Annotated in this window: 24 protein-coding genes; 22 read left to right on the top strand and 2 right to left on the bottom strand. The window is 63.1% G+C overall.

Annotation, left to right across the window (positions count from 1 at the left end):
• A partial coding sequence (locus tag Q1K49_RS06545) for a heavy metal translocating P-type ATPase (RefSeq protein WP_300524215.1) occupies window positions 1–2,028 on the bottom strand: 2,028 nt, incomplete at its 3' end.
• A gap of 438 nt (window positions 2,029–2,466) precedes the next feature.
• Between Q1K49_RS06545 and Q1K49_RS06540 the strand changes: the two genes are divergently transcribed.
• The 18 genes from Q1K49_RS06540 (at window position 2,467) to Q1K49_RS06455 (ending at window position 22,303) form a co-directional block, all read left to right on the top strand.
• On the top strand, window positions 2,467–2,862 hold the full coding sequence (locus tag Q1K49_RS06540; RefSeq protein ID WP_213692358.1) for a hypothetical protein: 396 nt from the start codon (window positions 2,467–2,469) through the stop codon (window positions 2,860–2,862).
• A 20-nt stretch (window positions 2,863–2,882) separates the two neighbouring features.
• Window positions 2,883–3,179, top strand: a complete 297-nt coding sequence (locus Q1K49_RS06535) for a hypothetical protein (protein ID WP_213692359.1) — start codon at window positions 2,883–2,885, stop codon at window positions 3,177–3,179.
• Window positions 3,180–3,198: 19 nt separating this feature from the next.
• Window positions 3,199–4,140, top strand: a complete 942-nt coding sequence (locus tag Q1K49_RS06530) for an ArsA family ATPase (protein ID WP_300524212.1) — start codon at window positions 3,199–3,201, stop codon at window positions 4,138–4,140.
• A gap of 230 nt (window positions 4,141–4,370) precedes the next feature.
• Window positions 4,371–5,012 carry a hypothetical protein gene (locus Q1K49_RS06525; protein ID WP_300524210.1) on the top strand — a complete coding sequence of 214 codons (642 nt, stop codon included), beginning with the start codon at window positions 4,371–4,373 and terminating at the stop codon, window positions 5,010–5,012.
• Window positions 5,013–5,186: 174 nt separating this feature from the next.
• Window positions 5,187–6,128 (top strand): hypothetical protein, encoded by a 942-nt coding sequence (locus tag Q1K49_RS06520; RefSeq protein WP_300524209.1) that lies wholly within the window; start codon window positions 5,187–5,189, stop codon window positions 6,126–6,128.
• On the top strand, window positions 6,125–8,281 hold the full coding sequence (locus Q1K49_RS06515; RefSeq protein ID WP_300524206.1) for an HD-GYP domain-containing protein: 2,157 nt from the start codon (window positions 6,125–6,127) through the stop codon (window positions 8,279–8,281). Before Q1K49_RS06520 ends, Q1K49_RS06515 begins: the two co-directional genes overlap by 4 nt.
• Window positions 8,282–8,557: 276 nt before the next feature.
• Window positions 8,558–9,364, top strand: a complete 807-nt coding sequence (locus Q1K49_RS06510; protein WP_300524204.1) for a hypothetical protein — start codon at window positions 8,558–8,560, stop codon at window positions 9,362–9,364.
• 68 nt (window positions 9,365–9,432) lie between these two features.
• Window positions 9,433–10,566 carry a hypothetical protein gene (locus Q1K49_RS06505; RefSeq protein WP_300524201.1) on the top strand — a complete coding sequence of 378 codons (1,134 nt, stop codon included), beginning with the start codon at window positions 9,433–9,435 and terminating at the stop codon, window positions 10,564–10,566.
• A gap of 5 nt (window positions 10,567–10,571) precedes the next feature.
• Window positions 10,572–11,078 (top strand): hypothetical protein, encoded by a 507-nt coding sequence (locus Q1K49_RS06500; protein WP_300524198.1) that lies wholly within the window; start codon window positions 10,572–10,574, stop codon window positions 11,076–11,078.
• 43 nt (window positions 11,079–11,121) lie between these two features.
• Window positions 11,122–12,570, top strand: a complete 1,449-nt coding sequence (locus Q1K49_RS06495; RefSeq protein WP_300524195.1) for a CsgG/HfaB family protein — start codon at window positions 11,122–11,124, stop codon at window positions 12,568–12,570.
• Between the two features lie 50 nt (window positions 12,571–12,620).
• Entirely contained in the window at window positions 12,621–13,478 is an 858-nt protein-coding gene (locus tag Q1K49_RS06490) for a hypothetical protein (RefSeq protein ID WP_213693333.1), read from the top strand.
• A 102-nt stretch (window positions 13,479–13,580) separates the two neighbouring features.
• Window positions 13,581–14,279, top strand: coding sequence for a hypothetical protein (locus Q1K49_RS06485; RefSeq protein WP_213693332.1), 699 nt, complete (start codon window positions 13,581–13,583; stop codon window positions 14,277–14,279).
• 266 nt (window positions 14,280–14,545) lie between these two features.
• Window positions 14,546–14,935 carry an Hpt domain-containing protein gene (locus Q1K49_RS06480; protein WP_300524191.1) on the top strand — a complete coding sequence of 130 codons (390 nt, stop codon included), beginning with the start codon at window positions 14,546–14,548 and terminating at the stop codon, window positions 14,933–14,935.
• Window positions 14,919–15,971, top strand: coding sequence for a penicillin-binding transpeptidase domain-containing protein (locus tag Q1K49_RS06475; protein WP_213693330.1), 1,053 nt, complete (start codon window positions 14,919–14,921; stop codon window positions 15,969–15,971). Before Q1K49_RS06480 ends, Q1K49_RS06475 begins: the two co-directional genes overlap by 17 nt.
• The gene (ppk1, locus tag Q1K49_RS06470) at window positions 15,968–18,298 is read left to right on the top strand and encodes a polyphosphate kinase 1 (protein WP_300524189.1); all 2,331 of its coding nucleotides are present in this window, start codon (window positions 15,968–15,970) and stop codon (window positions 18,296–18,298) included. The genes Q1K49_RS06475 and ppk1 overlap by 4 nt, the downstream gene beginning before the upstream one ends.
• The gene (locus tag Q1K49_RS06465) at window positions 18,295–19,398 is read left to right on the top strand and encodes a CHAD domain-containing protein (RefSeq protein WP_300524187.1); all 1,104 of its coding nucleotides are present in this window, start codon (window positions 18,295–18,297) and stop codon (window positions 19,396–19,398) included. The genes ppk1 and Q1K49_RS06465 overlap by 4 nt, the downstream gene beginning before the upstream one ends.
• A complete protein-coding gene (locus Q1K49_RS06460; RefSeq protein ID WP_213693327.1) occupies window positions 19,395–20,729 on the top strand; it encodes a metallophosphoesterase family protein in 1,335 nt (444 codons plus the stop codon). The genes Q1K49_RS06465 and Q1K49_RS06460 overlap by 4 nt, the downstream gene beginning before the upstream one ends.
• A complete protein-coding gene (locus tag Q1K49_RS06455) occupies window positions 20,711–22,303 on the top strand; it encodes a Ppx/GppA phosphatase family protein (RefSeq protein WP_300524186.1) in 1,593 nt (530 codons plus the stop codon). Before Q1K49_RS06460 ends, Q1K49_RS06455 begins: the two co-directional genes overlap by 19 nt.
• 319 nt (window positions 22,304–22,622) lie before the next feature.
• Here Q1K49_RS06455 and Q1K49_RS06450 read toward each other — a convergent pair whose 3' ends face one another.
• Window positions 22,623–23,492, bottom strand: coding sequence for an aminotransferase class IV (locus Q1K49_RS06450; RefSeq protein WP_300524183.1), 870 nt, complete (start codon window positions 23,490–23,492; stop codon window positions 22,623–22,625).
• A gap of 435 nt (window positions 23,493–23,927) precedes the next feature.
• Here Q1K49_RS06450 and Q1K49_RS06445 point away from each other — a divergent pair, with 435 nt between their 5' ends.
• The 4 genes from Q1K49_RS06445 to Q1K49_RS06430 form a co-directional block, all read left to right on the top strand.
• On the top strand, window positions 23,928–24,485 hold the full coding sequence (locus Q1K49_RS06445) for a DUF6305 family protein (RefSeq protein ID WP_300524180.1): 558 nt from the start codon (window positions 23,928–23,930) through the stop codon (window positions 24,483–24,485).
• 12 nt (window positions 24,486–24,497) lie between these two features.
• The gene (locus tag Q1K49_RS06440; protein ID WP_213694512.1) at window positions 24,498–25,787 is read left to right on the top strand and encodes a TRAP transporter large permease subunit; all 1,290 of its coding nucleotides are present in this window, start codon (window positions 24,498–24,500) and stop codon (window positions 25,785–25,787) included.
• A gap of 12 nt (window positions 25,788–25,799) precedes the next feature.
• Window positions 25,800–25,943, top strand: a complete 144-nt coding sequence (locus tag Q1K49_RS06435) for a hypothetical protein (protein ID WP_213694511.1) — start codon at window positions 25,800–25,802, stop codon at window positions 25,941–25,943.
• Between the two features lie 13 nt (window positions 25,944–25,956).
• On the top strand, window positions 25,957–26,682 hold a 726-nt coding region (locus Q1K49_RS06430), incomplete at its 3' end, for a succinylglutamate desuccinylase/aspartoacylase family protein (RefSeq protein ID WP_300524175.1).

Below are 26,682 nucleotides of genomic sequence, written 5' to 3'. Positions count from 1 at the left end.
CACGGCCAGAAGAGCCACCCCGACATCGGCGAAGACCGCTTCCCACAACCCCGCCATGCCCGAAACGCCCAGGGCCAGAAACAATCCTTTGGCACCGAGGGCGAGGAGAATGTTTTCCCGGACGATTCTCCGGGTGCGGCGGGCGATGTGCACCGCCTCGGCGACCCGGGAGGGGCGATCCTCCAGAAGAATCACATCCGCCGCCTCCACGGACGCGGCGGCGCCCAGTCCTCCCATGGCCATTCCCACGTCCGCTCCGGCGAGAGCGGGCGCGTCGTTGAGACCATCACCCACAAAGGCGACCACCGCCTTGCCGCCGTCGCGCTCTTTCGCGGATGCCAGGGCGGTCACCTTCTCCTGGGGCAGCAGACGGGAACGGTGTTCCGCGAGCCCGAGTCCCTCCGCGGTGCGTCGGGTCGTCTCCTCTCCGTCTCCGGAGAGAAGCAGTGTCCGGATGCCCATGTTCTTCAGGCGCGCTACTGCTTCCGGGGCGTCCTCCCTCGTCACGTCCGAGAGGATCAGATAGCCGAGGTAGCGGCCGTTTCGGGCCACGTGCACTGCCGTTCCGCCCTCGGACACTGGGGCGGGAACGTATCCCGCCTCTTCCAGAAGGGTGGTGTTGCCCGCGAGGAACACCTCCGTTCCGCGGAGAGCACGCACGCCCCGCCCGGGAATCTCCTCGAAACGGTCGGAGAGAGGAACGTTGTCTCCGAGAGGATAGGCCTCGAGGATGGAGCGGGCGATGGGATGGTTGGATTCCCCTTCGGCCAGGGCGGCGCCCTGTGCCAGTTCCGAGTCGGTCGTTCCCGGAGAGGGGACGAGGCGGGTCGGTGTGAAGATGCCCTTCGTGAGGGTTCCTGTCTTGTCGAAGGCCACGGTGGTCACCGCCGCAAGGGTGTCCAGGACCTGGCCGCCCTTGACGAGGATGCCGCTTCGGGAGGCGGCGCCGATGCCGCCGAAATAGCCGAGAGGAATGCTGATGAGCAGGGCGCAGGGGCAGGAGATGACCAGGAGGACGAGAGCCCGGTAGGCCCAGAAGGCGAAACTTCCCAGGCCGAGGAGGGGTGGAGCGATGGCGACGGCTGCAGCGGCGATGCCCACGGCGGGAGTGTACCATCGGGCGAATCGGGTGAAGAAGCGCTCCGTGGGGGATTTGCGTTCCTGGGCGGTCTCCACCATGGCGAGGATGCGGGCGATGGTGGTCTCCCGGAAGGGGGCCGTCACCCGCAGCGTGATGCTCTCCGCAAGATTGACCGTTCCGCCGAAGACGGTGCTTCCCTCGCCGACGCCCACGGGAACGGGCTCACCCGTGAGGGGGGACTGATCCACCCGGGAATGCCCCGAGAGGACGATGCCGTCGAGGGGGATCTTCTCGCCGGGCTTTACCAGGAGCACGTCTCCGGGAAGCACCTCTTCGGGGGCGACCACGCGCACTCCCTTTTCCGAGACGAGAGATGCCGTGTCGGGCTTGGTGGCGAGCAGGGCCGAGATGGAACGGCGTGACCGCGACACTGCCCGCTCCTGAAGGAACTCGCCCACGCGGTAGAACAGCATGACCCCCGCCGCCTCGGGAAGTTCGGAGAGGGCGATGGCCGCTACCGTGGCCAGGGACATGAGGGTGAATTCACTGAAGAGATTTCCTCTGGCAATGCTGTCCACCGCGGCGTGAAGCACGTTCCAGCCGCAGAGGAGATAGGCCGCGAAAAGCAGTCCCGCAGCGAGGGATGCCCAGGCCGGAAGAAAGGCGTCGCAAAGGAGCCCCCCCGCGAAAAGGAGTGCCGCTCCGGAGAGGACGAGGAGTTCTCCCCGGGATGTGCCCTCGCTGCCGGAACCCGAACAGGCGCAGGAAGTGCACCCGTCGCTTTCGGCTTGTTCGGAGGCGTGGAAAGAACCGTGCCCTTCGTCGTGGTCGTGGGATGCGTGGCCGTGGCTGTGGCCGTGAGACGCGTGGTCGTGCGTGTTTCGCTCCCGAAAGCCGAAGGTCATGCGTTCGAGAGCACAGAAGGGGCAGTAGGCATGTCGTGTCATCAAGAGCACCTCTCAGTCGTGAGTCGTCGTTCTTTTCCGGAGTTTCGGCAGGGAGGAGGCGGAAAGGAGGCCGAACGGACCTATTTCCCCGCACCCTTTCGAGATCGTCCTGAAGTTATGATACCCTAACTTGCCTTTTCCCGCCAGAGAGAGCATCTCGAAAGGCCTTGAAAGAGAAAGATCGTGCTGTGCGGCCCGCCTCCGGGCAGACATCCATTTTGTCGGACGCCGCCCCGGGCCGTGGATTTTCGGTGGACGGCCTTGTCGCGCACGGTTTTCCCCGAGTGCGGAGAGCGGACATGTCCGGAGACGGTAACCGAGTGCGGTGTCCGGAACGTTCCTGAGGTATAATGCGCGAAGAGTTTTCTGCGAGGGTTTGTCGGGTTGCGCGCCTCTCCGTGATACGGAAGAACGCGGAGGGCGAAGGGAGGAGATGCGGTGACGGAACGGGAAGGACGGTCCCGAAAGGGATCCGGCGTGATGCTGCTTCTGCTCACGGTTCTGGCGAATGCCGTGGCGAACGTGAGCATGAAGCTCGGCATGGCCGACAAATCCGCGTCGGTGGAAGGAGGCGTCGTTTCCACCCTGACGGCGATTCTTCTCTCTCCCGCGGTCCTGCTGGGTTTCATGTTCTTCGGGGGGGCTTTCGTGCTCTACAGCGCCGTCCTCTCCCGGATGGATCTTTCCCTCGCCTATCCCGTCATGTTCGGCGGCGTTTCCTTCATCGTCCTCGTCGTGGGGGTCTGTTTTTTGGGAGAACCGGTGACGCTGTTCCGTGTTCTGGGCATGGGAACCATCGCCTTCGGTATTGCTCTGGTCTCCCGGAGCGGCTAGTTGCAGAAGGGGGGAGCGGCATGACTTCCGAGGAGCGACGTCGCGGCGCAGAGGTGCTCGAATGGATCCGCCTGTTCGTCAAAGGGACCTTCCATAACACCGCGGGAGGCGCGCTGGTGAAGGAAGCCCACGACGCGAACGACATGGTGCTTCTGCTGCTTTTCGGGGATCTGCTTGGCATTCCGAACCCCGTCTCCTATTATATGCTGGAGCTTCTTCCGCTGGTCGCGGGGGAACTCGAGGGTTGGGAGCGGCGCATGCAGAACCGCCGCAGCATCATGGCGGAGAAGATGGGGCAGTTCGACTTCTGCTGTTGAGAGTGGAGGAAGGAAAGACATGCGCTGTTTTGAGGGGAAAAAGTTCCTCTTTTTCGGCGGCAAGGGAGGCACGGGAAAGACCACCTGTGCGGCGGCCTGTGCTGTAGCCCTCGCCGAACGCGGCGTGGAGACTCTCGTCGTCTCCACCGATCCCGCCCACAATCTGGCCGACGTCCTGCAGCGTCCGCTCGGGGACGAACCTGCCGCCGTGGCTCCCCGCCTCCATGCCCTTGAGATCGACCCGGAGCGGGAGGCGAAACGGTACACGGAACGGATCAAGGAGTCCATGCGGGAAGTGGTGAGCGGTGTCATCGTGGAGGAACTCCAGCGCCAGATCGACGCGGCCTATCTGTCGCCGGGCTCCGAGGAGTCCGCGATCTTCGACAGGTTTGTGGAACTCATGGAAGATCCTGTCTCTGAAGAGAGAACGGTGATCTTCGACACGGCGCCCACGGGACATACCCTTCGCCTCCTCGGCCTGCCCGATCTCCTTGGCGGTTGGATCGAGGGGTTGGTGGCCAAACGGCGCCATGCCATGGGACTGATGCGAATGGCTGCGGTGGTGGACGAGGATCTGCGGCGCAAAATCCTCGACGACCCTGTGGTGATGGCCCTGGAGCGACGGAGGAGTCGGTTTGCCGCGGCGAAACGGATTCTCACCGACGGGACCGTCACGGCCTTTCTCTTCGTTCTCAATCCGGAGAAACTGCCCATCCTGGAGACGGAACGAGCCCTTGCGCTGCTCGACCGCTACGGCATTCCCGTTCCAGGTCTCGTGGTGAACCGGATCATTCCTCCCGGAGCGGGGGTGTTTCTCGAACGGCGACGGCAGGATCAGGAGCGGTACCTGGAGGACATCCGTGCCCGTTTTTCCGGCAGGGAGCTTCGGGAACTGCCGCTTCTGGACCGGGATGTGCAGGGTGTGGATGAACTTCGCCGCATCGGTGCCATGCTGTTTTGACCATTTCCTCTGTTTTTAGGGTCTTCCGGAGTGTGGTTTCTCCCGCCTGTACAGAGGCTGTTTCGCGAAAAAACTCCGTCCGATCGGTTTTGCTGCGGGAGTGGCTTTTTCGGATTGACAAAAGTTGGTTGCTCTATGTATGGTAAGGATTGATTCGTTCCAGATGTTCTCTTGTCTGCTGGAGTGGTTTCCTTGAGCACCCTTTCCCGAGAACGAGAAGGAGGTGTGTCGTGAGAATCGAAGCTGCATCATCTCTGTGGATGACGAACGAAAGCGCGTTCCCCGGAAATGCCGGAGTCGGGCGGGGTCCTGCTCCGGAGGAGCAGGAGAAAGCCGCTCGAACCGTTGCAACGGAGACTCCCGCGTCATCGGGAACCCCCTCCTCCGGCGGAGAATCACCGACGCGGGGAGCGGAGAAGGTCCTTCCTCTTCCGGGACAGGAAAAGAGTGGCGATGGTTCTCCAGCGTCCGTGCAGGGAGGGCTGGACGGCCTGAAGGCGCTCGCGGAGGAACGCACCAAGAAGCGCCTCGGTCTCGAACCCTGCGAAACCTGCGAGAATCGGAGTTACCAGGATGATTCGGACGATTCTTCAGTTTCTTTTCAAACTCCCACCAAACTGACTCCTCAGCAGGCGGCGGCTGCCGTGCCGGCTCACGAAGGGGAACACGTGCACAACGAACAGGCCCGGGCGGACCGGGAAGGGCGAAAGGTGATCTCCCAATCCGTGCGCATCCACACGTCCATCTGCCCTGAATGCGGCCGTGTCTATGTTTCGGGAGGGACCACCACGACCGTCACCGCGTCTGAAACTCCCCGGGAAAATCCCTCTGTCGGGGAAAACGGCGCTTCTTCTCTCGATCTCGTCGCGTAGATCAAAAAAAGGAGCTGACGCGTCATTCGGATCCGAAAGGGACTTCTCGTCGTCATAGCTCTTCCCCTCGTCCTTTTCGGAGGAACGATTCTCTGGTATTCTTTCCGGCCACGCCCCATCGTCTTGGGCGTGGCGTATTGTACCGCTCCGGGAAAACACGTCACGGAGGGGCTTATGTTTGCTGCGGCGAAAACCTACGTGGAGTGGCACAATCGGTTCCGGGAGCCCAAGATCCGCCTCGAAGTGGCTTCCTATCTCCAAAGCCCCGTGGCGGCCCTGCTGGAACTGCAACGCCGTGGTGCCGCGGCGGTGCTTGGTTTCACGACTTCCGACACGGGGCTGGATGCCGCCTCCGTGGCGGAACGCTTGGAGATGCCCCTCATCGCCGTTTCGGCCTCAACCTCCATGCTCGCGGGAAAGGACGACTGGTTCTTCCGCGTCCAGCCGAGCACACGGGCCGATTCCAGCGCCTACAGCAGGCTCTTCCGTTTTCGGGGCATCGGAACGCTTGCGGTGGTGGCCACCTGGGAAAACGCGCCCTATGTGCTCGCCTTCGTCCGGGATCTCTACGTGAAGGGCTCTCCCCGCATCCTAGGTCCATTTCTGCTCTCCGAAATCCAGCAAGCCGACGGCGCTCTGGCCGCACTGAATCCCGACGGAATTCTGGTGGTGGGGCCGACGCCTTTCTCCATCTGGGCCTCCCAGCGTGCGACGAAGCTCTGGCCCCGGGCGGAGCTTTTTCTCTCCCTCTGGTCCGTCACAGGGCTTGGTTTCCGGGAATATTCCCTTCTTGGCAGGCCGTTTTTTTTCAGCACCGCCTTCTCTCCGCTGGCAATCTCCGAGGAGCATCCCTTCATTGTCGCCTGGCGGGAGGAATATGCCGCGGATGTGACCTTTACGGTGCATCGTACCTTTCTGGCCCTGGAACTCTTCCGGCTCGCCGCCGAAGATGTGGAACGGGGAAACGCCGCGTCCTTCCGGGAGTCCCTTGCCATGTCACGCCACATCGACGGTCCCGGGGGCGACGTGATCATGGACCGCTATGGAGATGCCCACGCGCAGCCTCGTTTTTTCCGGTGGGACGGTGAGAGACTCCAGGAGGTTCCGGTGCCATGAGCTTCTCCCTTGTGCGGTACCGAAGGCAGGTGGCGGGTTTTTCCCTCTTCGTCGTCGCCGCGTTTTCCCTGCTCGCTCTGTGGATTGCCTTTGCCGCCACGGTGAAAAGGGGCGAAGAGGAACTCGCCCGGGACGCACAGCGGCTCCGGAGAGAGCTGTCCACCCTTTTCGAGGCCCAGGAGGGACTTCTGGTCGGGCTCCGGAACGGAAACGACGGAGAACTTCAGGCGCTGCAAAGGCTTTTGCCTCCCTATGTTGCGTTTCTCGCCCGATGCACCCCCGCCGGCGAAATCCTCTCCGTTCTCCGCGGCCCCGGCATCGAAGGCGCGAAGCTGCCGTGGAAACTCCTCTGTCCCCAATGGAATCTCACGTCCCTTCTCTGGGAGAGCGATCGCTCCATGCTGACCTTCGCGATTTCCCGGGGCGAGGAGCGGCTCCTCGCGGGCTTCCTTCCCGAGCAATTGCTGGCGACATTGGATCCGGGGTTCTCGGAGCACTGCTTCGGAGTCCTTGCCGGCGGCGGCGGCGAGACCTTCGTGGCCTGGAACGGCAGAGAGCTGTTTCCCTCCGGGGGGCTCGTCTCCAAAAGTTTCGGCTCCAGAAACGGTGCCGTGCGGGAGTCGGTGGGAACGCTTTCCGTGAAGGCGACGGCTTGGCCCCTTCCGCACGGCCTGCGCCTCGTGACGGGACTCTGGATGGATCGGGTCTATGCGTTGGCGCTGAAACAGGGAGTGCTCGTCGGTGGAGCCTTTCTGCTCGTCGCCCTGGTGTTGGTGCTTCCCGTCACGAGAGCCTTCCGGAAGGTTTCCGTGGAGTTCGAGAGAATGGCGGTCTCCCTCGCAACCCTCCAGGAAAGCGTGCGTCTCGCGCCGGATCCCCTGCGGGCGCTGGATGTGGTGCAGCGGGAATGGCAGTTGCCCGGGGCCGGAATGGCCTTTGACGAAACACGGAGGCTTCTTGAGGCTTTCCGCGGCCTCATCGAGGAAATCGGAAGTCAGGCGGAGGAACTGGCCGCGCTCTACCAGGAGACCACAGCCATGCAGTCCGAACTGGAGGATGTGAACCGGGACCTGAAGGCGGCCCTGGAGCAACTGGAGGAGCTGGCCCTCTTCTCTCAGACCGCGGTGGAGGCCCGCTCCACGAAGGAGGCGGCGACGCAGCTTCTGTCCTCCTTCACGGCCTTCGGGGGAGCCCGGTGCGGGGGTATGGTTCTCCTTCGGGATGAAAAACCGACGCTCGTCTCCTATGAAGGCGATCCGGAGGCAGAAGAAGAACTGTTGCGCTACCTGAAGAGTGCCGATGTCAAGACCCTTGTCCGGCCGAGCGGAGAGGACGCTTCCGGGAGTGTCCGGGCGAGCGGCTTCGATGGAGACGGAAGACACTGGTACGTTTTTCCCATTTCCTATCTCGGCGCGGATATCGGAGGACTTTTCCTCGCCGAGGAAGGACCGAGGGGAGCCGTCCTGGGAAAAGTGCAGAATGTCATCGCTCTCTTCGTCCCCCATGTGGGGGGCATTCTTCGCGCTCACCTTCTGGTGGACGAGGTCCGCCGCTCCTATCATTACCTCGCGCTGCGGCTTCAGGGGCTCACCGCCACCTATCACGACGAGACGGGAGAGCATCTCCAGCGCATCCGCGCCCTCTCGCTCTTCCTGGGAGAGCGCATGGGCCTGGACGAGGAGCTTCTGGAGGATCTCGCCATGTATAGCATGCTGCATGACATCGGTAAAATGAAAGTTCCTCATGAGATCCTCTCCAAACCGGCTCGTCTCAACGAGGAGGAGTTTGCCGAGATCCGACGTCATACACTCTACGGAGTGGAACTTCTCGGTGAATCGAGATGGCTGGACATGGCGCGGGACATCTGTCTCTATCACCACGAGAAATGGGATGGATCGGGATATCCCGAAGGGCTCACCGGAGAGGAGATTCCCGTCGTGGCCCGCATCGTTGGTTTTGTGGATGTCTACGACGCGCTTCGGTCGCGTCGCTGTTACAAGGAACCCTTCTCTCACGAAACGGCTTGCCGTATCATCACCGAGGGAGACGACAGAGTCCGTCCCACGGATTTCGATCCTCGCATCATGGCTGTGTTCCGTGCGCATCACGCCCAGTTCGACAAAATCTACGAAGCCTACTCTTTTCTTTCCTGACGACCTTATAGGCCCCCTTCCTCCGATCCCTTCGCGGGAAAGGGGGTGTCTATGTTTTTTCGACACGTTTCTATCCGTGAGGGTTTTTCCTGGGTCCCGGGGCTCTCTTGCGTTTTCCGTACCTACCGAGATACACTGGAAACAATGCGGAACCGCATCGCCGTTCCATCGGAGCGAGATATGGAAGGTCTCTCTCGTCAAAAGGGAGTGTCGGCGGAATGTGGTACAATTAAAGCGCTGTCAGAGCGCACACTTAGCAGAGAAGAGGTGGCGGACATGAGACGAATCGCGGTGATGGTGGTGCTTTGTGCGGTTGTTTTGTGTGCAGCGGCGGCCCTGGCGGAGGAGTTTGCTCCCGTTCTCGAGCAGACGGACAAGGCCAAAATCAACTGGACCGATGGCTTCGTGGAGGCCACGGGGCAAGCTGTGGCGCCCTCGGACAAGTCGGGAACGGGGCAGGGGAAGCTGCTTGCCAGAAGGGGTGCCATCGTGGATCTGCAGCGGAATCTCCTGGAGTTCGTCCAGGGAGTGAAGGTCAACGCCGAGACGACGATGCAGGACTTCATGGCCAACGACTATGTGAAGACCGAGGTCCACGGCACGATCAAGAACGTGGAGGTGGTCGATTCCAGTTGGGACGGAGAAATCTACACCGTGGTGGGACGCATTCGCCTGGGGGATCTCCGCAAGGCCGTGACGCCCGCGCTTCCCACACAACCTACGCCCAAGAAGGACCCCGCCCCGGTGAAAGGCAAGAGCACGGGGCTCGTCCTCGACGTGCGTCATCTTCCCCTCATCCCGGCGATGACCTTCCGGGTTGTGGACGAAAAGGGAAAGGTGCTCTACAGTCTCGACTTCGTGGACAGGGAGCGTTTTCTCTCGTCGGGGCTCTGCGAGTACCAGACCAACATGAACTACGCCACGGGAGTGCCCAGGGTCACGGACAAGCCCACGGTGATCAAAGCGAAAAGCCTTGTGGGCCCGAACAACGTGGATATCGTCATCTCCAACGGTGATGCCGCGAAAATCCCCGGCGGCTACGATTACCGCATTCCCTGCCGTGTGGTGGTGGTGAAACGGTGATGTTTCCGCCTGCGGGAGGATCGCCCGCCGGCACTGCGGTGCGGCGGACCCCGGGAGGCCGGGGGCTTTTGGTGTCCCTTCCGGTGATGCTGTTTCTGCTCTTGGCTCCTGCCCTCGTCGCGACGGCGGCGGAGTCCCAGAAGGACATCGTGGTGGACGCGGAGGGATCCGCCCTCGTCGTGAACGGCGACAAGGCGCACGCGAAGGAACAGGCCAAACGGCAGGCCTACCGGGACGCCCTCGAAAAGGGCATCGGCGCCTATGTGGAAGGCATCACGGAGATGAAGGATTTCGAGGTGGTGAAGGACAAGGTCTTCTCCAAGGCCCAGGGGCTTGTGACGGACTTCAAGATCGTCCGGGAATGGGTGGACGAGGAGCAGGTCTATCACATCAGGGCGAACTGTACCGTCTCGACGGTGAAGCTCGACGGGGTCCTCGGCCCCGTGGTGATCGACGCCTTGGGCAATCCTCGGGTGATGGTCGTGGTGGACGAGAGCATCGACGGAGAGAGTCCCTTCCTCTCCACCGTGGAGGGGGAGGTCCTCGCGGTCTTCGAGAAGGCGGGATACCTTCTCGTGGATCCTCAGACGGCCAAGGGACTGCACACCCGGGAGTACGATCTCGCCAAGGAGACGGGAGATACGGCGAAACTGCAGGAACTGGCAAGAGCCTTTCAGGCGGACGTAATCATCTACGGACGTGCCCAGGGAGTCACGTACGCGAAGCAGAAGGTGGAGGGTGTTTCCGTCTTCGGCGTTCGGAGTCAGCTTCAGCTCAAGGCCATCATCACCCAGACGGCCTATATGCTGGGCACGGAGACCCCGGAGTTCAAGGAACGGGGAACCTCCGCCCAGGATGGTGCGGTCAAGGGGCTTCGGAAGGCTGCGGCGGCAGGGGCGAAATCCCTCGTGCACAAGGTTGCCTACAGTCTTGTGAGCGGTAGTGCGGGCGGCGTGCCGGGGCGAACCGTCAAGGTGCTCGTCACGGGCATCGGCTTCTCCGGAGCGCGCACGCTGAAGGTGGGGCTTGAGGAGACGAAGGGGATCACCGCCGTGTACCAGCGGGCTTTCGCGAACAGAAAACTGGAACTCGATGTGAACACCGAGGGGAGCGCGGAAGACCTTGCCGTGGCGCTGGAATCCCTCGGTCTCGAAATTGCAGCGTTGACGGCGAATACCATCGAGGCCACAGCCAAGGAGTGAGCGCCGTGAAAACTTTGGAAAAGAAGAAATGGGAGGAGGGGGCGATCCTCGCGAGGGTGCCGGAAAGGGGTCTCGTGGTGATGGTTCTCCTTTTCGCCCTGGGTGGAACGGCATGGGCTGCTCCTCTCTCCGAGGGGGATATCGTGCGTATCTGGCGCAACAACGGAGCCGTGCAGGGTGTCCAGGAATTTCACTTCGGTGTCGTGGACTGGCCGAACCGCGTCGTCGCCGTGGAGGGGCGCGGGCCGGTTCCATGGAGCACGGAGCCCAACGCGCGTCTTCTCGCCCGGCGGCACGCCGTGGCGGACGCCCAGCGGAGGCTTCTCTACCTGCTCTACGAACTCCGTTACGGCCTTCCCCGGGGCATCGACTCCATCGCGGTGGAGGGGCATGTGGTCATGGGGCATATCTACCAGGAAGGGCAGGACGAACAAGGCTACTGGGTGGATGTGGAACTCCCCCTGCAGCGTTTTCTCGAGGAATGTGTGATCTGGAAGGCCCGCGCCAAGTGATTCCTTGCCGGGGCCGCGAGCTGTGCGGAGGTGAAGGGGACTGATGAGGAAGAAGGGGAAAGGTGTTCTCGTCCTGGCGGTTCTGTTTTTGTGCCTGGGCGTGCTCGGGGCGTACGCCGAGGCGGCCATGCGGATGGCTGTCTCCGATTTCGAGAACAACGCGGGAGCGGGGTCCGAGGTCAATGACGCCGTGCGGCGGGCCATCACGGACATGCTCATCACGGAACTCGCAAAAACGCCGGGAATCCAGGTGATCGAGCGGTCTCGCATCGAGGCCATCGCCAAGGAACAGCGCCTTGCCATGTCCGGCCTCGTGGAGGGATCCACGGCGGTGCAGGTGGGCCGTCTCCTCGGCGTGGAGAAGCTCATCACCGGCGCCATCACCCAGTTCTCCTTCAAACAGAGCGGCGGTGTCATTCCGCTCCCCATCGGCGGCTTCGGCGGCGTCGCCGTGGGAAGCAGCACCGCCCATGTCACGCTGGACGTGCGCCTCATCAACGTGGAGACCGGGGGCATCGAGTGGACCACCCGTGCCTCCGGCGAGGCGGACCGCTCCATGGGTGGGGTCATGCTCGCGGGCGTGGCCTTCGGCCAGTCCGAAAACGGAGGCATTCTCTCCGCCGCCACCTACAACTGCATCCAGAAGGTCGTCCTGGCTCTCCAGAGCCGCCTTCAGATGACCCAGACGGTGAGTTCCTACAACGTCATCGATGTGCGGGGGGCGAACAACGTGCTCATCGATGCGGGAAACGTGAATGCCAACACCGTGCTGGGACAGTTTTTCGTGGTCTTCGCCGACGGGGCTCCCATTCTGGGGGTGAACAACGAGATCCTCGGCGTGGAGCGCATGAATCTCGCGGTGCTCAAGGTCAAGGAGGTGCAGGCGCGGTACGCCGTCTGCGAGGTGGTCAAGGGAAGCGCGGCGGAGCTGCAGCGGGGCGACCAGGTGGCGCTCCTCTACGATTCTCCGGAGAGCGTGCGCATCTCCAGCCGGATGATGGCGGACCTGAAGAGCGATTCCGGAAAGGGAATCATTTCGGACCCCGCCACGCTCCCCGGCGGCGCTCCCTCGCCTGCGCCCCTTCAGACGACGCAGCCCGCACAGCCCGCGCAGACTACGGTGCCGTCCGCACCGACGACTCCGGCGCCGCAGGTTCCCCAGGTCGCCTCGGCGGGAGGCATCGCGGACACGTCCGAGGAATCGAACGTGATTGATCTCTACCCCATCGACGCGAACCAGAAGAACTCCCTGAAGATCGCCCACCGTGGAGGATATACGAACTACGCCAAGGGCAATTTCTCTCAGGCGTTCAAGATGTTCGAGCACGCGGTGAACCTCTATCCCGGAAACTATCTGGACGCCTACTGGGCGGCCCGGGCGGCGCACAAGATGGGCAACAAAAAGCTCATGAACGAATGGCTCGACAAGGCTCTCGCGGTCAATCCGAACTACAAGCCCGCCATCGACTACAAGGCGAAGTTCGGCAAGTAGACGGGGCGACGGGTGCGTCGGTTCCGGAAATGAATGAAGGAGGACGTCGCATGAACGGTCATCGATTCGGTATGTGGCACATCGCCTGCCTTCTCGGTGTGGTGCTACTCTCGGGGATGTCCTGCGCGGCTTGGGCGGAACCCCTTCCCAAAGGAAAGCCCATCGCGATTCTCATCAGTGAGACCTCCGGGAATATCCTCAATCCCGGGGCGGCCGTGGGGACCGCCGAGGCCATCGTCAAACAGGAACTTGTCGCGGCGGGCTATCCCGTGGTGAACGAGGACCAGCTGGCCAAGATCCGCCGGAGCAAGGCCGCCGCGCTTGCCCTGGACGGCAACGTGGACGCCATCCTGAGCCTCGGCAAGCAGTACGGCGTACGGATCTTTCTCTCCGGAAAGGCCTCCATGCACACTCCCGTGCTGAACGACTTCGGCTTCTACACGGGAACGGCGGCCATCGCCGTGCAGGCCTACTCCGCGACGAACGGCAAGTACCTCTTCGCCGACACGGTGACGGGGAAGGACATGGGAGCGACTCCGGACGAGGCGTCCCAGAAGGCCCTTATGGCCGCGGCGAGGCTCATGGCGAAGAACGTCATGGCCGGTGAAGGCGCTGCCGGAGCGGGACCGGGAGCACCCCAGGAACCCGTGTCCTCCACGGCGCAAAAGCTTTTCGTGACCATTGCGAACGCGAGGAATTTCAACGTGGCGAATCAGGTACTCAGCGCCTGTCAGCAGCTTCCCCGCTGCAAGGATGCCAAGATCACCGGCTTCGGCGGCGGCAACGCCACGATAGAAGTGCTGTACATGAGCAGCGCCAAGGATCTTGGCGACGCCCTTTCTCGAAAGGGCATTCCCGCGACGGTGGTGGGCATTTCGGGCAATACGGTGCAGCTTCAGGCGCAGTGACCGTTCGTATACCCGAGGTGCCCCCGGGGCATCCGGAGCGTGTTTTGTTTTCCGGTTCCGCCTTCGGGCGGGCAGATGACGACGACGAGGGAGTGAGGCTCGATGCGCAAGACGGCGGCTCTTTTTGTTCTTGCCCTGGCGGTGGTGTTGGGCGTGGCCTTCTGTGCCGCGGCGGAGGTGCAGCTCTTCGTGGACAAGCAGACCGTCCGGGTTCACGATCCGGCGCTGAACACCCAGTCCATCCTCAACGATTTCCAGCCCAAGGGATGGCGAACGCACAACTATCTGGCTCTCGCCTGGAACGATACCGCGTCGTGGATCTACGACATTCGCACCCACCAGTGGCTCTCCCTTACCGGATTCGGCGCCGTGGCGGGGGTGCTCTCGGACAACTACGCCATGGTCTGGGAGCCCAAGCGGGTGGCCATCTTCGACGCGAAGGACCGTCGCTGGATCGTCAGCGATTTCCTGATGGACCAGATCACGACGCCGCTTATCGCCCGGGGCATGGGAGCGGCGGTGACGCTCAAGGAGTTCGTGGTCTTCGATCCCGTTCTCCGGGAGTGGAAGATCCTGAACGATGTCTATCCGAAACAGGCCATCATCGGCGACAATCTCGGAGTCTGCTGGAACGAGGCGGACGCCTTCGTGTACGACACGACGGTGCACCAGTGGGTGGAGAAGCGGGACATCCGTCCCCAGGCCTGCATCGTCGAGGACTACAAGGTGAGCATCTACACCTCGGACCGGATCTTCGTCTACGATGCCATGAAGCACCGCTGGACGGATCAGCCCAGGTAGAGGAAGAGGCCTCGGCCGGAGGCGGAACGTCCTGTCCGGCGGAGCATTCGTCTCGTCTCCGTTTTCGGAGAGGAGGCGTGCAGGTGCGGATGTGGGTGCCTCCGGAGCGATGCCGGCAAGGCGACCGAAGGGCGGAAAGGCGAGTGACTCTCCCTTTCCGCCCTTTTTGTCGCATTCCTGTAACGAAGTCCGGTTCCCGTTGGGTATAATGGGGCGGAACCCATCGTGCTTTCAAGAGGGCACACAGGTCGAGGAGAGGTGGCATCATGGACGACGGACACGGGGAGAACGGGCCGGCCGCGGCGGTGGATGTGGAGGAACTGCTCTCTCTCTGCGATGACGACGGAGAAATGTTGGACGAGTTGCTGCGGGCTTTTGCCGAGGATGAACCTCGCCTTTACGGCGCTCTGGAGAGGGCGTTCCATGCGGAGGATTTCGAAAGTCTGGCGAAAAACGCCCATGCTCTGAAGGGCGTTTTGGCCGCACTGGCGGCGATTCCTGGGCGAGACCTCGCCCTCGCGCTCGAGCGGGCCGGAAGGAACGCGAATCTTGAAGAGGTGAGGCGGATAGTGCCGCTTCTCCGGGAGGAGCTGGATCGGGTTTCCCGGGCCCTGCATGTTCTGGAGGGAGCGTTGCCTCATGACACATCTGCCTGATGCATCGAGAGCGGGACGCCGCGTTTCGGCGGTGTCGTTTTCGTGCTTTTTTCTGACGGTGCTTTTTTGGGGGTTCGCCGCTGTTCTGCCTGCTGTGGCGGCAGATGTGACCGTGTCGTCTCCGCCTTCCGGTGCGCGGGCGCTCATGAAAGACGTCAAGGGGTGCGCCCTCGTCATGGATCTCCACACGGGAGAGATCCTGGACGCTTACAACCTTTCCCGGGCCGTGGGGTACGAATATCCCTCTACGAGCGTTCTCAAGCCCGTTGTGGCCCTGGGGGCACTCCGCTACGGCGTGCTCTCGCCGGAGGAGAAGGTGGAGGGGGATCGCAAAAAACTTCTCAAGCAGTACGGCGATGCGATGCGCTCCTATCTCAACCGGGATCTGGGTGCGCTGGATCTGGGGAGTGCCATGGCCGCAAGCGACAACCTTTTCTTCTACGTCGTGGGGGAACGCCTGGGAGAGGCGCGGGTTCGGACTCTCTACGAATCCTTCAGCTTCGGCAAGGCCACGGGGCTTGACCCGGCGAAGGAGAAGCCGGGGCGCATTCCCAAGGGGCTCACGGGAGCCGAGAGGCTCCATTTTCTCGGCTGGGGAAGCAAGAGCATGCGCGTCACGGCGGCGCAGCTCCTCGTCGCCATGGCTGCCTTCGGCAACGGGGGCTACCAGTTGCGCCCCTTTCTGGGGCCCAAGGCGCCGAAGGTCGTGTCCCGGATCGCCGCCGAGGAAGAGTTCGCCCAGGTTCGCAAGGCCCTTCGCCGGGTGGTCACCGAGGGGACCGGAAGGGACGCGAACCGTGACGGCTACAGTGTGTACGGAAAGACGGGGTCGGTGTTCCTTCCCGGGACCACCACGCCTCTCGGCGTCTTCGCGGGATTCACCGAGGGCGCGCCCCGGGACGTGGCGTTCGTGGTGATCGTGGAGGGAGCCTCTGCGCCGAGGGCGGTGCGCCTCGCGGGAAAACTGCTCGATTCCCTGGAGAAGTCCCCTGGCGCCGCTTCTCGTATCGGAGCGAAGGAGTCGGAGCGATCATGACGGCCAAGGACAAACGCAGGCAGATCAAGGGAGATGCACGTTTCGCAAAGACGGAAAAGCGTCGCGGCGGCAAAGAAGGCGTTCCTTCCGCGTCCTCTCCGGAGAACGGGCGCGGAAAGAGCCCTGTCGAGAGGGGAATCTACGGTCCCGAGACGCTCTTCAATCGTGAGCTGAGCTGGGTGGCCTTCAACGGGCGCGTGCTTGAGGAGGCTTTTCGGGAGACGCATCCTCTCCTGGAGCGCCTCAAGTTTCTCGCCATTTTCACGAGCAACCTGGACGAGTTTTTCCTCATTCGTTTTGCCGGGCTTCTGCGGCAGGTCGCCCAGGGGGTGGAGATTCCCTCGCCCGACGGTATGACGCCCCTCCGGCAGATCACGGCCCTGCGGGAGGCGATTCTCCCCCAGTTGGAAGAGCAGCGTCGCTGCTGGAAGGAGCGTCTCCTCCCCCTGCTCGCCCGGGAGGGAATCCGCGTGGAGGAATATCCCCGGGTCCGTCCCGGCGCACGCAGGAAGCTGGATTCCTATTTCGAACGGGAAGTTCTGCCGATTCTCACTCCCCAGGCGGTGGACGGAGGGCGTCCCTTTCCGCACGTGTCCAGCGGGAGCCTGAACCTCCTGGTGCTGCTTCAGGACGAACAGGAACGACATCGTTTCGCCCGCCTCAAAATCCCCCGCACATTCCCCCGCTTCGTTCCCGTGGAAGAGGAGGAACAGGAGGCCCTGTCCGGAACGGCGCGGCGCCTCGCGGAGCGGAATCCCTCCACCTTCGTGTGGATCGAGGACGTGGTGACGGAAAATCTGGACGCACTCTTTCCGGGATTTCTCGTGAAGGGTGCCTGGCCGTTCCGGGTTTTGCGGGACGCGGATCTGGAGATCCAGGAGGACGAAGCACCGGATCTCCTCTCCACCGTGGAGGAAGGGGTGGAGCAGCGCTTCTTCGGGGTCCCCGCCGCGCTGGTAGTGGGCGGCGAGATGCCCTCCGAGGCGAGGAGCTTTCTTGTGGAGCATCTTGAAGTGGCCCCCTACCAGGTCTTCGAGGTGGAGGGACGTCTCGACTTCTCCTCTCTGATGGAACTCTATCGTCTCGACCGGAGCGACCTCAAGGATGCGCCCTTCCTTCCCGCCGCGCCGAAGCTCGATGGGGGAGCGGAGGCTTTTCCGGAGCTTCTTCGAAAGCGGGATCTCCTGCTCTTTCACCCCTACGATGCCTTCTCGCCCGTGGTGGATTTTCTCCGGTGGGCCTCACGGGATTCCCAGGTGCTCGCCATCAAGATGACCCTCTACCGGGTGGGGCAGAACTCCCCCGTGGTGGAGAGCCTCATGGAGGCGCGGCAGAACGGCAAGCAGGTGGCGGCCCTGGTGGAACTCAAGGCGCGTTTCGACGAAGAGAACAACATCGTCTGGGCCCGGGCTCTGGAGCGTGCGGGGGTGCATGTGGTCTACGGCCTTTCGGGGCTCAAGACCCACGCGAAGATGTGTCTCGTGGTGCGTCGCGAGAACAAGGGAATCCGCCGCTACGTGCATCTCGGCACAGGGAACTACAATCCCTCCACGGCGGGGATCTACACGGATCTCGGGTATTTCACCGCCGATCCCGACATGGGAGAGGACGTGGCGGATCTCTTCAACGTCATCACCGGCTACGCCAGACGCGAGGCCTACCGGCGGCTTCTCGTCGCACCCACGACGATGCGGGACGGGCTTGTCTCCCGTATCGACCGGGAAATTCGGAAACACCGGGAGGAGGGGGGAGGGCGCATCATCTTCAAGATGAACGCCCTCGTGGACGAGGCCTGCATCGCCGCGCTCTACCGGGCCGCCGCGGCAGGGGTCCGGGTGGATCTGCAGGTGCGGGGGATCTGCTGCCTCTGTCCCGGTGTTCCCGGAACGGAGAAGACGCTCACGGTCACCTCCATCGTGGGACGCTTCCTCGAACATTCCCGGCTCTACTATTTCCGCAACGGCGGCGCGGAGGAACTGTTCCTCGGCAGCGCGGACCTCATGCCCCGAAACCTGGATCGCCGGGTGGAGGTGCTTTTCCCCGTGCTGGACAGGGAACTGCTCCGCACGCTCGTGGACCGGGTTCTGGAGGTGCACCTGAGGGACACCGTACATGCCCGGCTCCTCGGGCCGGACGGGATCTACCGGGCGCGGATTCCCGCCGAGGGGGAAGTACCCGTGAACGCCCAGGCGGCAATGCTTGCGGGGCGGGGACTCCTGTACGGGGAACTCGCCTCTCCAGCGGTGTCGGCGCGGCTTGCGTCGCCTCCTTTGGAAGCCGGCTCCGGAACGGCGAGGGTTCTGCCTGCGGGAGGTGACGGAGCGTGACGACCGCCTCCCGTTTTTCCGGAGCCTGCGGGTACGGTGCGCAGGTGGTTCTCGAACGGCTCGCTCCGCTTCTGCGCGAAGTGGAGGGAGTGCGTCGCAACGAGGACCCGGAGTGTCTGCACCGCATGCGTGTGGCCTCCCGCCGGCTGCGCAGTGCCCTGCTCCTGCTGGAGGGATGTGTCCCTCCGGAGACGCTGCGGTCGTGGCGCCGCGCCGTGCGGCGCCTCACGCGGATTCTCGGAGAGGCCCGCGACCTGGATGTGCAGATCCTCTTCCTGGAGGAGCTGCTCGGAAAGAGCGGAACGGCGACTGCCTCCCCTTCCGAAGAGAACGGAGCGGCGCTGGACGGCGCGACGAAATCGCGGAAGGACGTGGCGGAGACACTTCCCCCCGAGGCGCTTCCAGGGGTGGAACGTCTCCGCCTCCGCCTCCGCACGCGGCGTGAAAGGCGGCAGCGAAGCGTCCTTTGCGCCCTGGACCGCCTGGAGCGGGAGGGGATTGTGCAGCGCATGGGGACCGTCCTCCGGGAGATGCTCGTGCGCATGGAACTCGGCGAGGTAGATCGCGGACCCTCGCTTCGGGAACCGGCCTTCCGACTTCTCTCCCTGCGTCTCGAAGAAACGCTTGCCTTCGCCTACGTGGTGGACAACCCCGCCGACGAGGAGGGGCACCATGCCCTCCGGGTGGCGGCCAAGCGCCTTCGCTATTCCCTGGAACTCTTCGCACCTCTCCTCGGAGAGGCCGGGGATTTCCTCGTGAAGGAGATCAAGGTTCTTCAGGACAGGCTTGGGGCGCTTCACGACTGCGACGTCTGGCGGAGCTTTCTCCCTGCCTTCATCGATGCCGAGCGCCGTCGCACGCTTCGTTACTATGGACACGGAAAGGCTTTCCCGCGTCTGGAGAAGGGACTCCTTTTTCTGCTGCACCGGCGGGACGAAGAGCGGGAGAAGCTCTTCGCGTCGTTCCTTGCCTGGTGGAGGGGAGCGGAGAAAAAGAACTTCTGGCAGCGCTGCCGCGAGGGAATCGCGTCTCTTCTCGACGACGCCGGAAAGCTTCCGGCGACGGATTCTTCTTCCTCGATGGAGGAGGTGACAGAGTGAAGATCGCATTGCTCGGAGACATTCACGCCAATCTGTCCGCCCTCGATGCGGTGCTCGAACACGCCCGGAAACGGGGTGTCGGCGCCGTCTGGTGTCTCGGTGACTCCGTCGGCTACGGTCCCTGTCCCGACGAGGTTATCCGGCTCCTCCGGAGAGACTACGCGCTCTGTCTCCGGGGAAACTACGACAACAAGGTCCTTTGCGTGGAGGAAAAGCGCGAGCGGTGGCTCCTCTCGAAAGGGGAGGCGAAAGTGCTCGCTTTCCAGTGGGCCTGGGACAACCTTTCCCCGGAAAGCCGGGAATGGCTCGCGGGGCTTCCCGAGACGCTGCGCCTCTCCCTTGAGGGACATCGTATCCTGCTTGCTCACGGAAGTCCCGATTCCCCCAAGGAGTTCCTCGGGGAGGAAACGCCTCGGGAGCGCTTCGCCGAGATCATCGCCGACACCGGGGCGAACGCTCTCTTGTTCGCCCACACGCATCACCCCTTCTGTGAACGGATCGGCGGGGTGCTTCTGCTCAATCCCGGAAGTGTGGGACGCCCCGTGGACGGCGATCCCCGCGCCTCCTACGCGCTGCTCTCGGTGACGAAAAAAGGGATCGAGGCGGAGTTGTTCCGCGTTCCCTACGATGTGGACCAGTGTGTTGCGGCGCTTCGCACGGCGGGGCTTCCCGAGGAATTCGGAAACATGTTCCTTTCCGGAACCGATTTGGGAGAGGGGACGCTCCGTTCGGAAGAGATGGAGACGGAACGGTTTCGTGCGGAGGCGCGTCGGGTGGGACAGAAATACGTGGACATGGGGGAGCACATGACCCAGGTGGCGGCCCTCGCGGTGCTGCTCTTCGACGAACTGGTCCCCCTGCACGGCTACGGTCCGGAGGAACGGCGTCTTTTGGAACTGGCGGCCCTGCTGCACGACATCGGTTGGTGCGAGGGGCGCATGAAGCATCACAAGTGGTCCGCACGGCTCATCCTCGAGGACGAGGATCTTTCCCTCTCACGGCGGGAGCGTCGTCTTGTCGCCTGCATCGCCCGCTATCACCGGCGCGGGCTTCCCCGGGCGTCGCACCGCCTCTTCGGGACGCTTTCCGAGGAGGAGCAAGCTCTCGTGAGAGTTCTGGCGGGACTGCTCCGCGTTGCCGACGGGCTCGACAACTGTCATCTCAGCCTTGTCGAGGGGCTTTCCTGCACGATCCGGGATGATCGGGTGGACCTTCGCGTCGTCGCCCCCCAGTTTCCGCAAGGGGAGGACGAAAAGGCGCTTCGGAAAGGAGACCTCTTTCGGGAATGTTTCAATCGGGAGATCGCGATCACGTGGGACCTGCACCGTTGAGCGAGGCGGGGCGCGTCCTCGCCTTTCTGGATATGGGGACGAACTCGATCCGCCTTCTCCTGGTGCGGATAAACCACAATCGTTCCTACACGCTGCTGCTGCAGCAGCGGGAGGTCATTCGCCTCGGAGAGGGAGCCTTTCAGGAGGAGCTTCTTCAGGACGCCGCCATGGAGAGGGCGATCCTTGCCGCGCGGGGGTTTGCGGAGATGGCTCGCTCCTACGGTGCGGAGGAGCTGGTGGCGGTGGCCACGGCGGCGACGAGGGACGCGGCGAACCGCGAGGAATTTCTGGAGCGCCTTGCGCAGGAGGCCGGTGTGGACATGCGGATCATCTCCGGACGGGAGGAGGCCCGGCTCATCTACCTGGGTGTGGTGAGCGGCCTTGTCCTTGAATCCCGAAAGGCCGTCTTCATCGACATCGGTGGGGGCAGCACCGAGGTGACCGTGGGAGACCAGTTCGAGCACTACTACCTGGACACCCTCAAGCTGGGGGCCATCCGCCTTTCGGGGATCTTTCTCCGCCCCGACGAGACCGGCCCGATCTCTGAGGACCGCTACGCCCTCATTCGGCAGTACGTTTCGGGCGCGGTGGTGCGCACGGTGCAGCGGGTGCGGAATCTGGAGCCCGAGATCGCCGTGGGAAGCTCCGGGACTATCATGAACCTTGCGGAGATCACTCTCCGGAGGACCAGGAAGCGCCGTCTCGAGCGGAACGACACGGTACGCCTTGACGAACTCCGGGAGACCATCCGCATTCTCCGGGAACTTCCTCTGGAACAGCGTCGCAACGTGCCGGGAATCAATCCCGAGCGGGCGGACATCATTGTCCCCGGTGCGGCGGTTCTGGAGACGCTCCTGGAGGAAATGGGTGTGGCAGAACTGATGGTGAGCGACCGGGGGCTGCGGGAAGGGCTTCTCATGGATTACCTCGACCGGATCGACCTCTTTCAGGGTATGTCCGTCCGGGAGCGGAGTGTCTTTCAGCTTTCCCGCTCGTGCGGCTTTGACGAGACACACGCCCGGGAAGTGGCCCGCCTTGCCCTGGAGCTCTTCGACAGCGGAGCTGAATCGGGCTTGCACCGTCTGGGCCGGCGGGAGCGGGAACTGCTCTACTACGCGGCACTTCTCCACGATGTGGGCATGTTCATCGCCTTCTCCAATCACCAGGAGCACAGCTACTACATTATCCGCAACGCGGAACTCCTCGGGTTCGACCAGAAGGAGATCGGCATCATGGCCGCGGTGGCCCTGCATCACCGGAAAAAAAGTCCTCGAAAGGACCATCCCGGCCTGACGGCCCTGGACAAGGACGAAAAGCGCCTCGTTCGGATTCTGGGGATGTTCCTCCGGCTTGCGGAGGCCCTCGACCGGAGCCACTCCGAGGCGGTGGAACGGGTCGGTTTCGGAAAAATCACGAAGAAGGAGGCCCGGCTGGATATCTTCCGTTCCAGGGAGTGCCAGCTCGAATACTGGGGTGTGCTGGAGCTGTGCGAAGGGTTCGAACGCGTTTTCGGGCGCGTGCTTCAGGTCAACCTTCAGGAGGGGAATTCCCTGTCGGCGGTCTCCGGGGAATAGCCTGGCACGGCATCGCCCGACGCGTTTCGAGAGAGGCTCTTTCGCAGGCGAACCGCCTTTTTCCTGGGCGGTTCGCCTCTTTTTTACACCTCCGCGGCGTTCTCTGGAGAAACCGTCTTGGTTCCGCCATGTGGCAAGGGGCGCAGAGAGAACGTGGGCAAGCCGTGCCGCGGGATTCCTGATTCGGGAACAACGCGTCCGACGTCGCTTTTTACGAAAGAGGCGTTATGTCCCTGCCGAAGAGAGCAAACGAGGTGTTTCCCTCGGGAGACGGCGCTGAGCGTGCGCAAATCCGTGCGGGAAGCCTTATCGGTCCCTCTCAGTCCAGCCAGCGCTCCACGTTCTGGAGAAACAGATGGTGGAGACGGCGCGTCGCCGGGCCGGGGCGGCCGTTTCCGACAAGGATGTTGCCGATCCGGATGACGGGCATGACCTCCTTCATGGAGGAGGCAAGAAAACACTCCTGGGCGATGCGCAGTTCTTCGAGCCTGGGGGTGCGCTCCTCCACGGAAAATCCCGATTCTCTGGCGAGGGTGAGCACCACCTGGCGGGTGATGGAGGAAAGAACCCGGGAGAGCGGTGCGGTGACGAGAACACCCTCTATGGCGAGGAAGACGCTGCTCGATGCGGCTTCGGTGATTTCTCCGTCGGGGCAGTAGAGGGCCTCGAAGAACTCCGCTCTCCCTCCCTTGGCGACGGAGGGGGCGAGGTAGTCGATGGTCTTCACCGAAGGGTGCGGGCGGGGTTGGGGCAGGGGAAGAAGGGCCACTCCGTCCTGGTAGCAACGGTCGTCGAAGCGGCGAACCGGCTCGAAGAGGACGAAAAGCCTCGGCGAGGGGAAGGTCCCGTTCCGGTTTTCGTCTCCTCCGGTCAGATAGGGGCGCACGAGGACCTCGCTGTCGCCGTCCATGCGGGAGATGCCCTCCCGGATGATCCGGCGCAGCTCGTCCATGCTCAGAGGAGGCGTCATGTGCACCTGTTCCGCCGAGGCGAAGAAACGCTCCAGGTGAGGAGTGAGCGCGAAGGGGCGTCTGCCGTAGGTGCGCAGGGAGTCGAAGACGCCGATGCCTCGCTGGATGGCCAGATCCGTCACGGGGAGGCACGCCTCCCGAAGGGGCACGTAGGTTCCGTTCAGATAGCAGATGGACATGGAGATCACCTCGGAAAGAAATTGGTTCGTCTCCGTCACGTGTGTGGAACCGGCCTGATTCGCCCCGTTCCCGAAGGGACGGGAGAGTCGCGCCGATGGTTTCCGAAGGGGCGGAGTTTCCTGAGGGAGTATAGCAGGAACGGGACCGAAGGGGCAGCACTTCTTCGCGAAAACGTCGCCCGTGGTCTTCCGGGGGCTGTTGCGAGGTTGGAAAAGGCGAAGGGCTTTCGCCTGCTGCTACGCTACGCGGACGGTTTTTTGTCCTTTTGGCGGGCTTTTCCATCGGGCGGCTGCGGAGAGAGAAAAAAGAGAAAAACAAGACGGACAATGGAAGTCCGTGTAAAATTCTGAAAGAAGAGCGTTTACCCGGGAAACGTAAAGAGCGAGTTTCGCGAGGGCATTTTGCCGGATTCTGGGTGCGAAATGCCGAAGGCAAGCAACAAAGAACGTGAAGAACGGGGAGGTTTTGCAACGATGAAGACGAACAAGTTCGCGCTGCGTTTCGTCGCTGCGGCGACGATGGTGTTCCTTCTTGCGGGGGCGGCCTGGTGTGCCGACGTGGCCCTCACGTCGGTGGGGCAGAGTCCCGATGCGACCATGGTGAAGGTGGTCCTGAAGAAGCTCAAGGTGGAGAACGACCACGACAATCTGTTCACGCCGGAGAAGCTTGCCGGGCAGAAGGTGCTCCTCGCCGTGGTCGGGGGCAGTTCAAAGGGACTCGGTGCCGCCGGAATCGACAAGGATCAGGAGAAGGCCCGGGCCGTGGGCCTGATCGAGGCGGCAAAGGGAAAAGGAATAAAGGTGCTCGTGCTCCACGTGGGTGGCGCGGGGCGGCGGGGACAGCTCACGGACATGTTCATCGAGGCGGTGACCCCCCTTGCGGATGCACTGATCGTCGTCAAGGGAGGCAACGACGACGGTCTCTTCGGGCGGCTTATCGAGGGGAAGAATGTTCCCTTCGCGGAAGTTCCCACCGTGCGGGATACCGAGGGACCTCTCGGGGAATTCCTCAAACAGTGGGGCGTCCTGTAGGTCGCGGCAATCATGGACTGGTTCTGGCCTGAAGGGTTTTACACCCTGGTCATGGTGGGGGTGTTCGTCCTCGGGGCCTTTGCCCTGAAGCTGCCCATCGCCGTGGCCATGTCTCTGGCGGCGGTCTCGGGAGCGGTCGCGGCCGGGGAGGGCATTCCCCTCCGGCATCTCGTGGAGGGCACCTTCGGATATCTGGACACGATCCTCATCATCGCCTCGGCGATGATCTTCATGAAGACCGTGGAGCGCATCGGTCTTCTTGAGGCCGTGGCGGCCCGGATGATCCGCCGGTTCCGCTCCTTTCCGCTGCTGCTCTCCCTTGGCATTCTCCTGCTCATCATGGTTCCGGGAATGATCACGGGCTCCTCCACCGCGGCGGTGCTCACCACGGGTGCTCTCGTCGCGCCGGTGCTCATCCGGTTGGGCGTGCCGGTGCTCAAGACCGCCGCGGCCATCGCCATGGGCGCCATCTACGGCATGATCGCCCCGCCCATCAATCTTCCCGCCATGATCATCGGCGGCGGCATCGACATGCCCTACGTGGGCTTCGCCCTGCCTCTCCTGCTCTGCACGCTTCCTCTGGCGGTGGTGACGGCCCTTCTTCTCGTCTATCCCGATCTGCGGCGCTTCAAGGGGGACGAGGCGGCGCTGGAGGAACAGCTCCGGGAGATGGAGCGCACGCCTCTCACGCCGCGCCTCTTTCTGCCCATTCTCGTCCTCGTGGTTCTTTTGGGAGGCGAGACATTCCTGCCCGGAGTCTGGCCTGCCTTCGGCATGCCGCTGGATTTCCTGCTCGCCGCCCTGTCGGCGTTCCTCACGGGACGGCGCTGGAATCTCCTGGAGACGGCCACCTCCGCCGTTGAGGACACCCTTCCCGTGATGGGCATCCTCATGGGCGTGGGCATGTTCATTCAGGTCATGACGCTCATCGGTGTCCGGGGATTCGTGGTGGTCTCCGCGCTGGCGCTTCCCGCGTGGCTTCTCTACGTGGGCATCGCCACGTCGCTGCCGCTCTTCGGGGCCGTCTCCGCCTTCGGCGCCGCTTCGGTGCTCGGAGTGCCCTTCGTGCTCGCCCTGCTCGGCAAGAACGAGATCATCGTGGCTTCGGCCCTGTCCCTCATCGCCGGACTGGGGGACCTGATGCCTCCCACGGCGCTCGCGGGCATCTTCGCCGCCCAGGTCGTGGGGGAGGAAAACTACTTCCGGGTCCTGAAGCACTGCGTGATTCCCGCCGTCCTCACCGCGGCCTGGGGGATCGCGATCATTCTTGGCGCGTCCTTCGTGGCGGGCGTTCTCTATTAGGGAGGGTGGGACATGACTCCGATCTATCGCGGCATTGTCGCTCTGGTCCTTTTCCTCGTGCTTCGCTGCATGTTTCGGGAGAAGGACTTCTGGAAGCAGGTCACGGGGGCTCTCGTCCTGATCCCTTTGGTTCTGCGCCTGCTTTTGCTCAAGTAGGGGAGGCGATCCGGTGAAGATTCTGCGCGGTACTCCCGTCACCGCACTCGTTCTTCTCGTTCTCGCGGGGGCGGTGTCCTTCCTGGCCGCCCGGGAATTTCTCGCCATGCGGGTTCCCGATGTGGTGGTTCCGGCTCCCGGATACGAGACACATTTGCTTTCCGAGTGGGAACCTTCTCTCAAGGGAACTCCGGCGGACACACCCGTGTACATTCAGGCCGGGAGCGAGCCGGGCGGAACGGTACTCGTCATGGGGGGCACCCATCCCAACGAGCCCTCCAGCTCGCTCACGGCGGTGCTCTTTCTCGAGCGTGCCCGGGTGAACCGAGGGCGCCTGGTGGTGATCCCCTTCGCGAACATCATGGGATTCTCCCACAACGATCCTCAGGAGGCGTCGCCCCAGCGGCTTCACTTCACGCTCGCCGACGGTTCGGTACGCACTTTCAAGTACGGATCGAGAGCGACGAACCCCATTCATGCCTGGCCCGCTCCGGACGTGTACATCCACCCCCAGTCAGGGCAGGAACTGTCCGGGAAGGAAAAGAGCAATCTCAACCGAGCCCATCCCGGCACGCCCGACGGGGATCTCACGTCCAGGCTCGCCTATGGGCTGCGGCAGCTCATCGTCAAGGAAAAAATCGACCTCGCCTTCGACCTTCACGAGGCGTCGCCGGAATATCCCGTGGTCAACGCCATGGTGGCCCACGAGCGGAGCATGGAACTTGCCGCCATGGTGGTC

The sequence above is a fragment of the Aminiphilus sp. genome, assembly GCF_029975095.1.
Classification (GTDB): Bacteria; Synergistota; Synergistia; order Synergistales; family Aminiphilaceae; genus Aminiphilus.
The sequence above is the reverse complement of the archived record's forward strand: the minus strand, read 5'-3'. Positions and strand labels throughout refer to the sequence as shown.

Excerpts from the sequence above, each read along its gene's own strand:
- Q1K49_RS06515 (WP_300524206.1), top strand. The coding sequence starts at position 6,125 with ATGAGCTTCTCCCTTGTGCGGTACCGAAGGCAGGTGGCGGGTTTTTCC.
- Q1K49_RS06485 (WP_213693332.1), top strand. The coding sequence starts at position 13,581 with ATGCGCAAGACGGCGGCTCTTTTTGTTCTTGCCCTGGCGGTGGTGTTG.
- Q1K49_RS06520 (WP_300524209.1), top strand. The coding sequence starts at position 5,187 with ATGTTTGCTGCGGCGAAAACCTACGTGGAGTGGCACAATCGGTTCCGG.
- Q1K49_RS06445 (WP_300524180.1), top strand. The coding sequence starts at position 23,928 with ATGAAGACGAACAAGTTCGCGCTGCGTTTCGTCGCTGCGGCGACGATG.
- Q1K49_RS06510 (WP_300524204.1), top strand. The coding sequence starts at position 8,558 with ATGAGACGAATCGCGGTGATGGTGGTGCTTTGTGCGGTTGTTTTGTGT.
- Q1K49_RS06435 (WP_213694511.1), top strand. The coding sequence starts at position 25,800 with ATGACTCCGATCTATCGCGGCATTGTCGCTCTGGTCCTTTTCCTCGTG.
- Q1K49_RS06490 (WP_213693333.1), top strand. The coding sequence starts at position 12,621 with ATGAACGGTCATCGATTCGGTATGTGGCACATCGCCTGCCTTCTCGGT.
- Q1K49_RS06535 (WP_213692359.1), top strand. The coding sequence starts at position 2,883 with ATGACTTCCGAGGAGCGACGTCGCGGCGCAGAGGTGCTCGAATGGATC.
- Q1K49_RS06475 (WP_213693330.1), top strand. The coding sequence starts at position 14,919 with ATGACACATCTGCCTGATGCATCGAGAGCGGGACGCCGCGTTTCGGCG.
- Q1K49_RS06530 (WP_300524212.1), top strand. The coding sequence starts at position 3,199 with ATGCGCTGTTTTGAGGGGAAAAAGTTCCTCTTTTTCGGCGGCAAGGGA.
- Q1K49_RS06440 (WP_213694512.1), top strand. The coding sequence starts at position 24,498 with ATGGACTGGTTCTGGCCTGAAGGGTTTTACACCCTGGTCATGGTGGGG.
- Q1K49_RS06480 (WP_300524191.1), top strand. The coding sequence starts at position 14,546 with ATGGACGACGGACACGGGGAGAACGGGCCGGCCGCGGCGGTGGATGTG.
- ppk1 (WP_300524189.1), top strand. The coding sequence starts at position 15,968 with ATGACGGCCAAGGACAAACGCAGGCAGATCAAGGGAGATGCACGTTTC.
- Q1K49_RS06495 (WP_300524195.1), top strand. The coding sequence starts at position 11,122 with ATGAGGAAGAAGGGGAAAGGTGTTCTCGTCCTGGCGGTTCTGTTTTTG.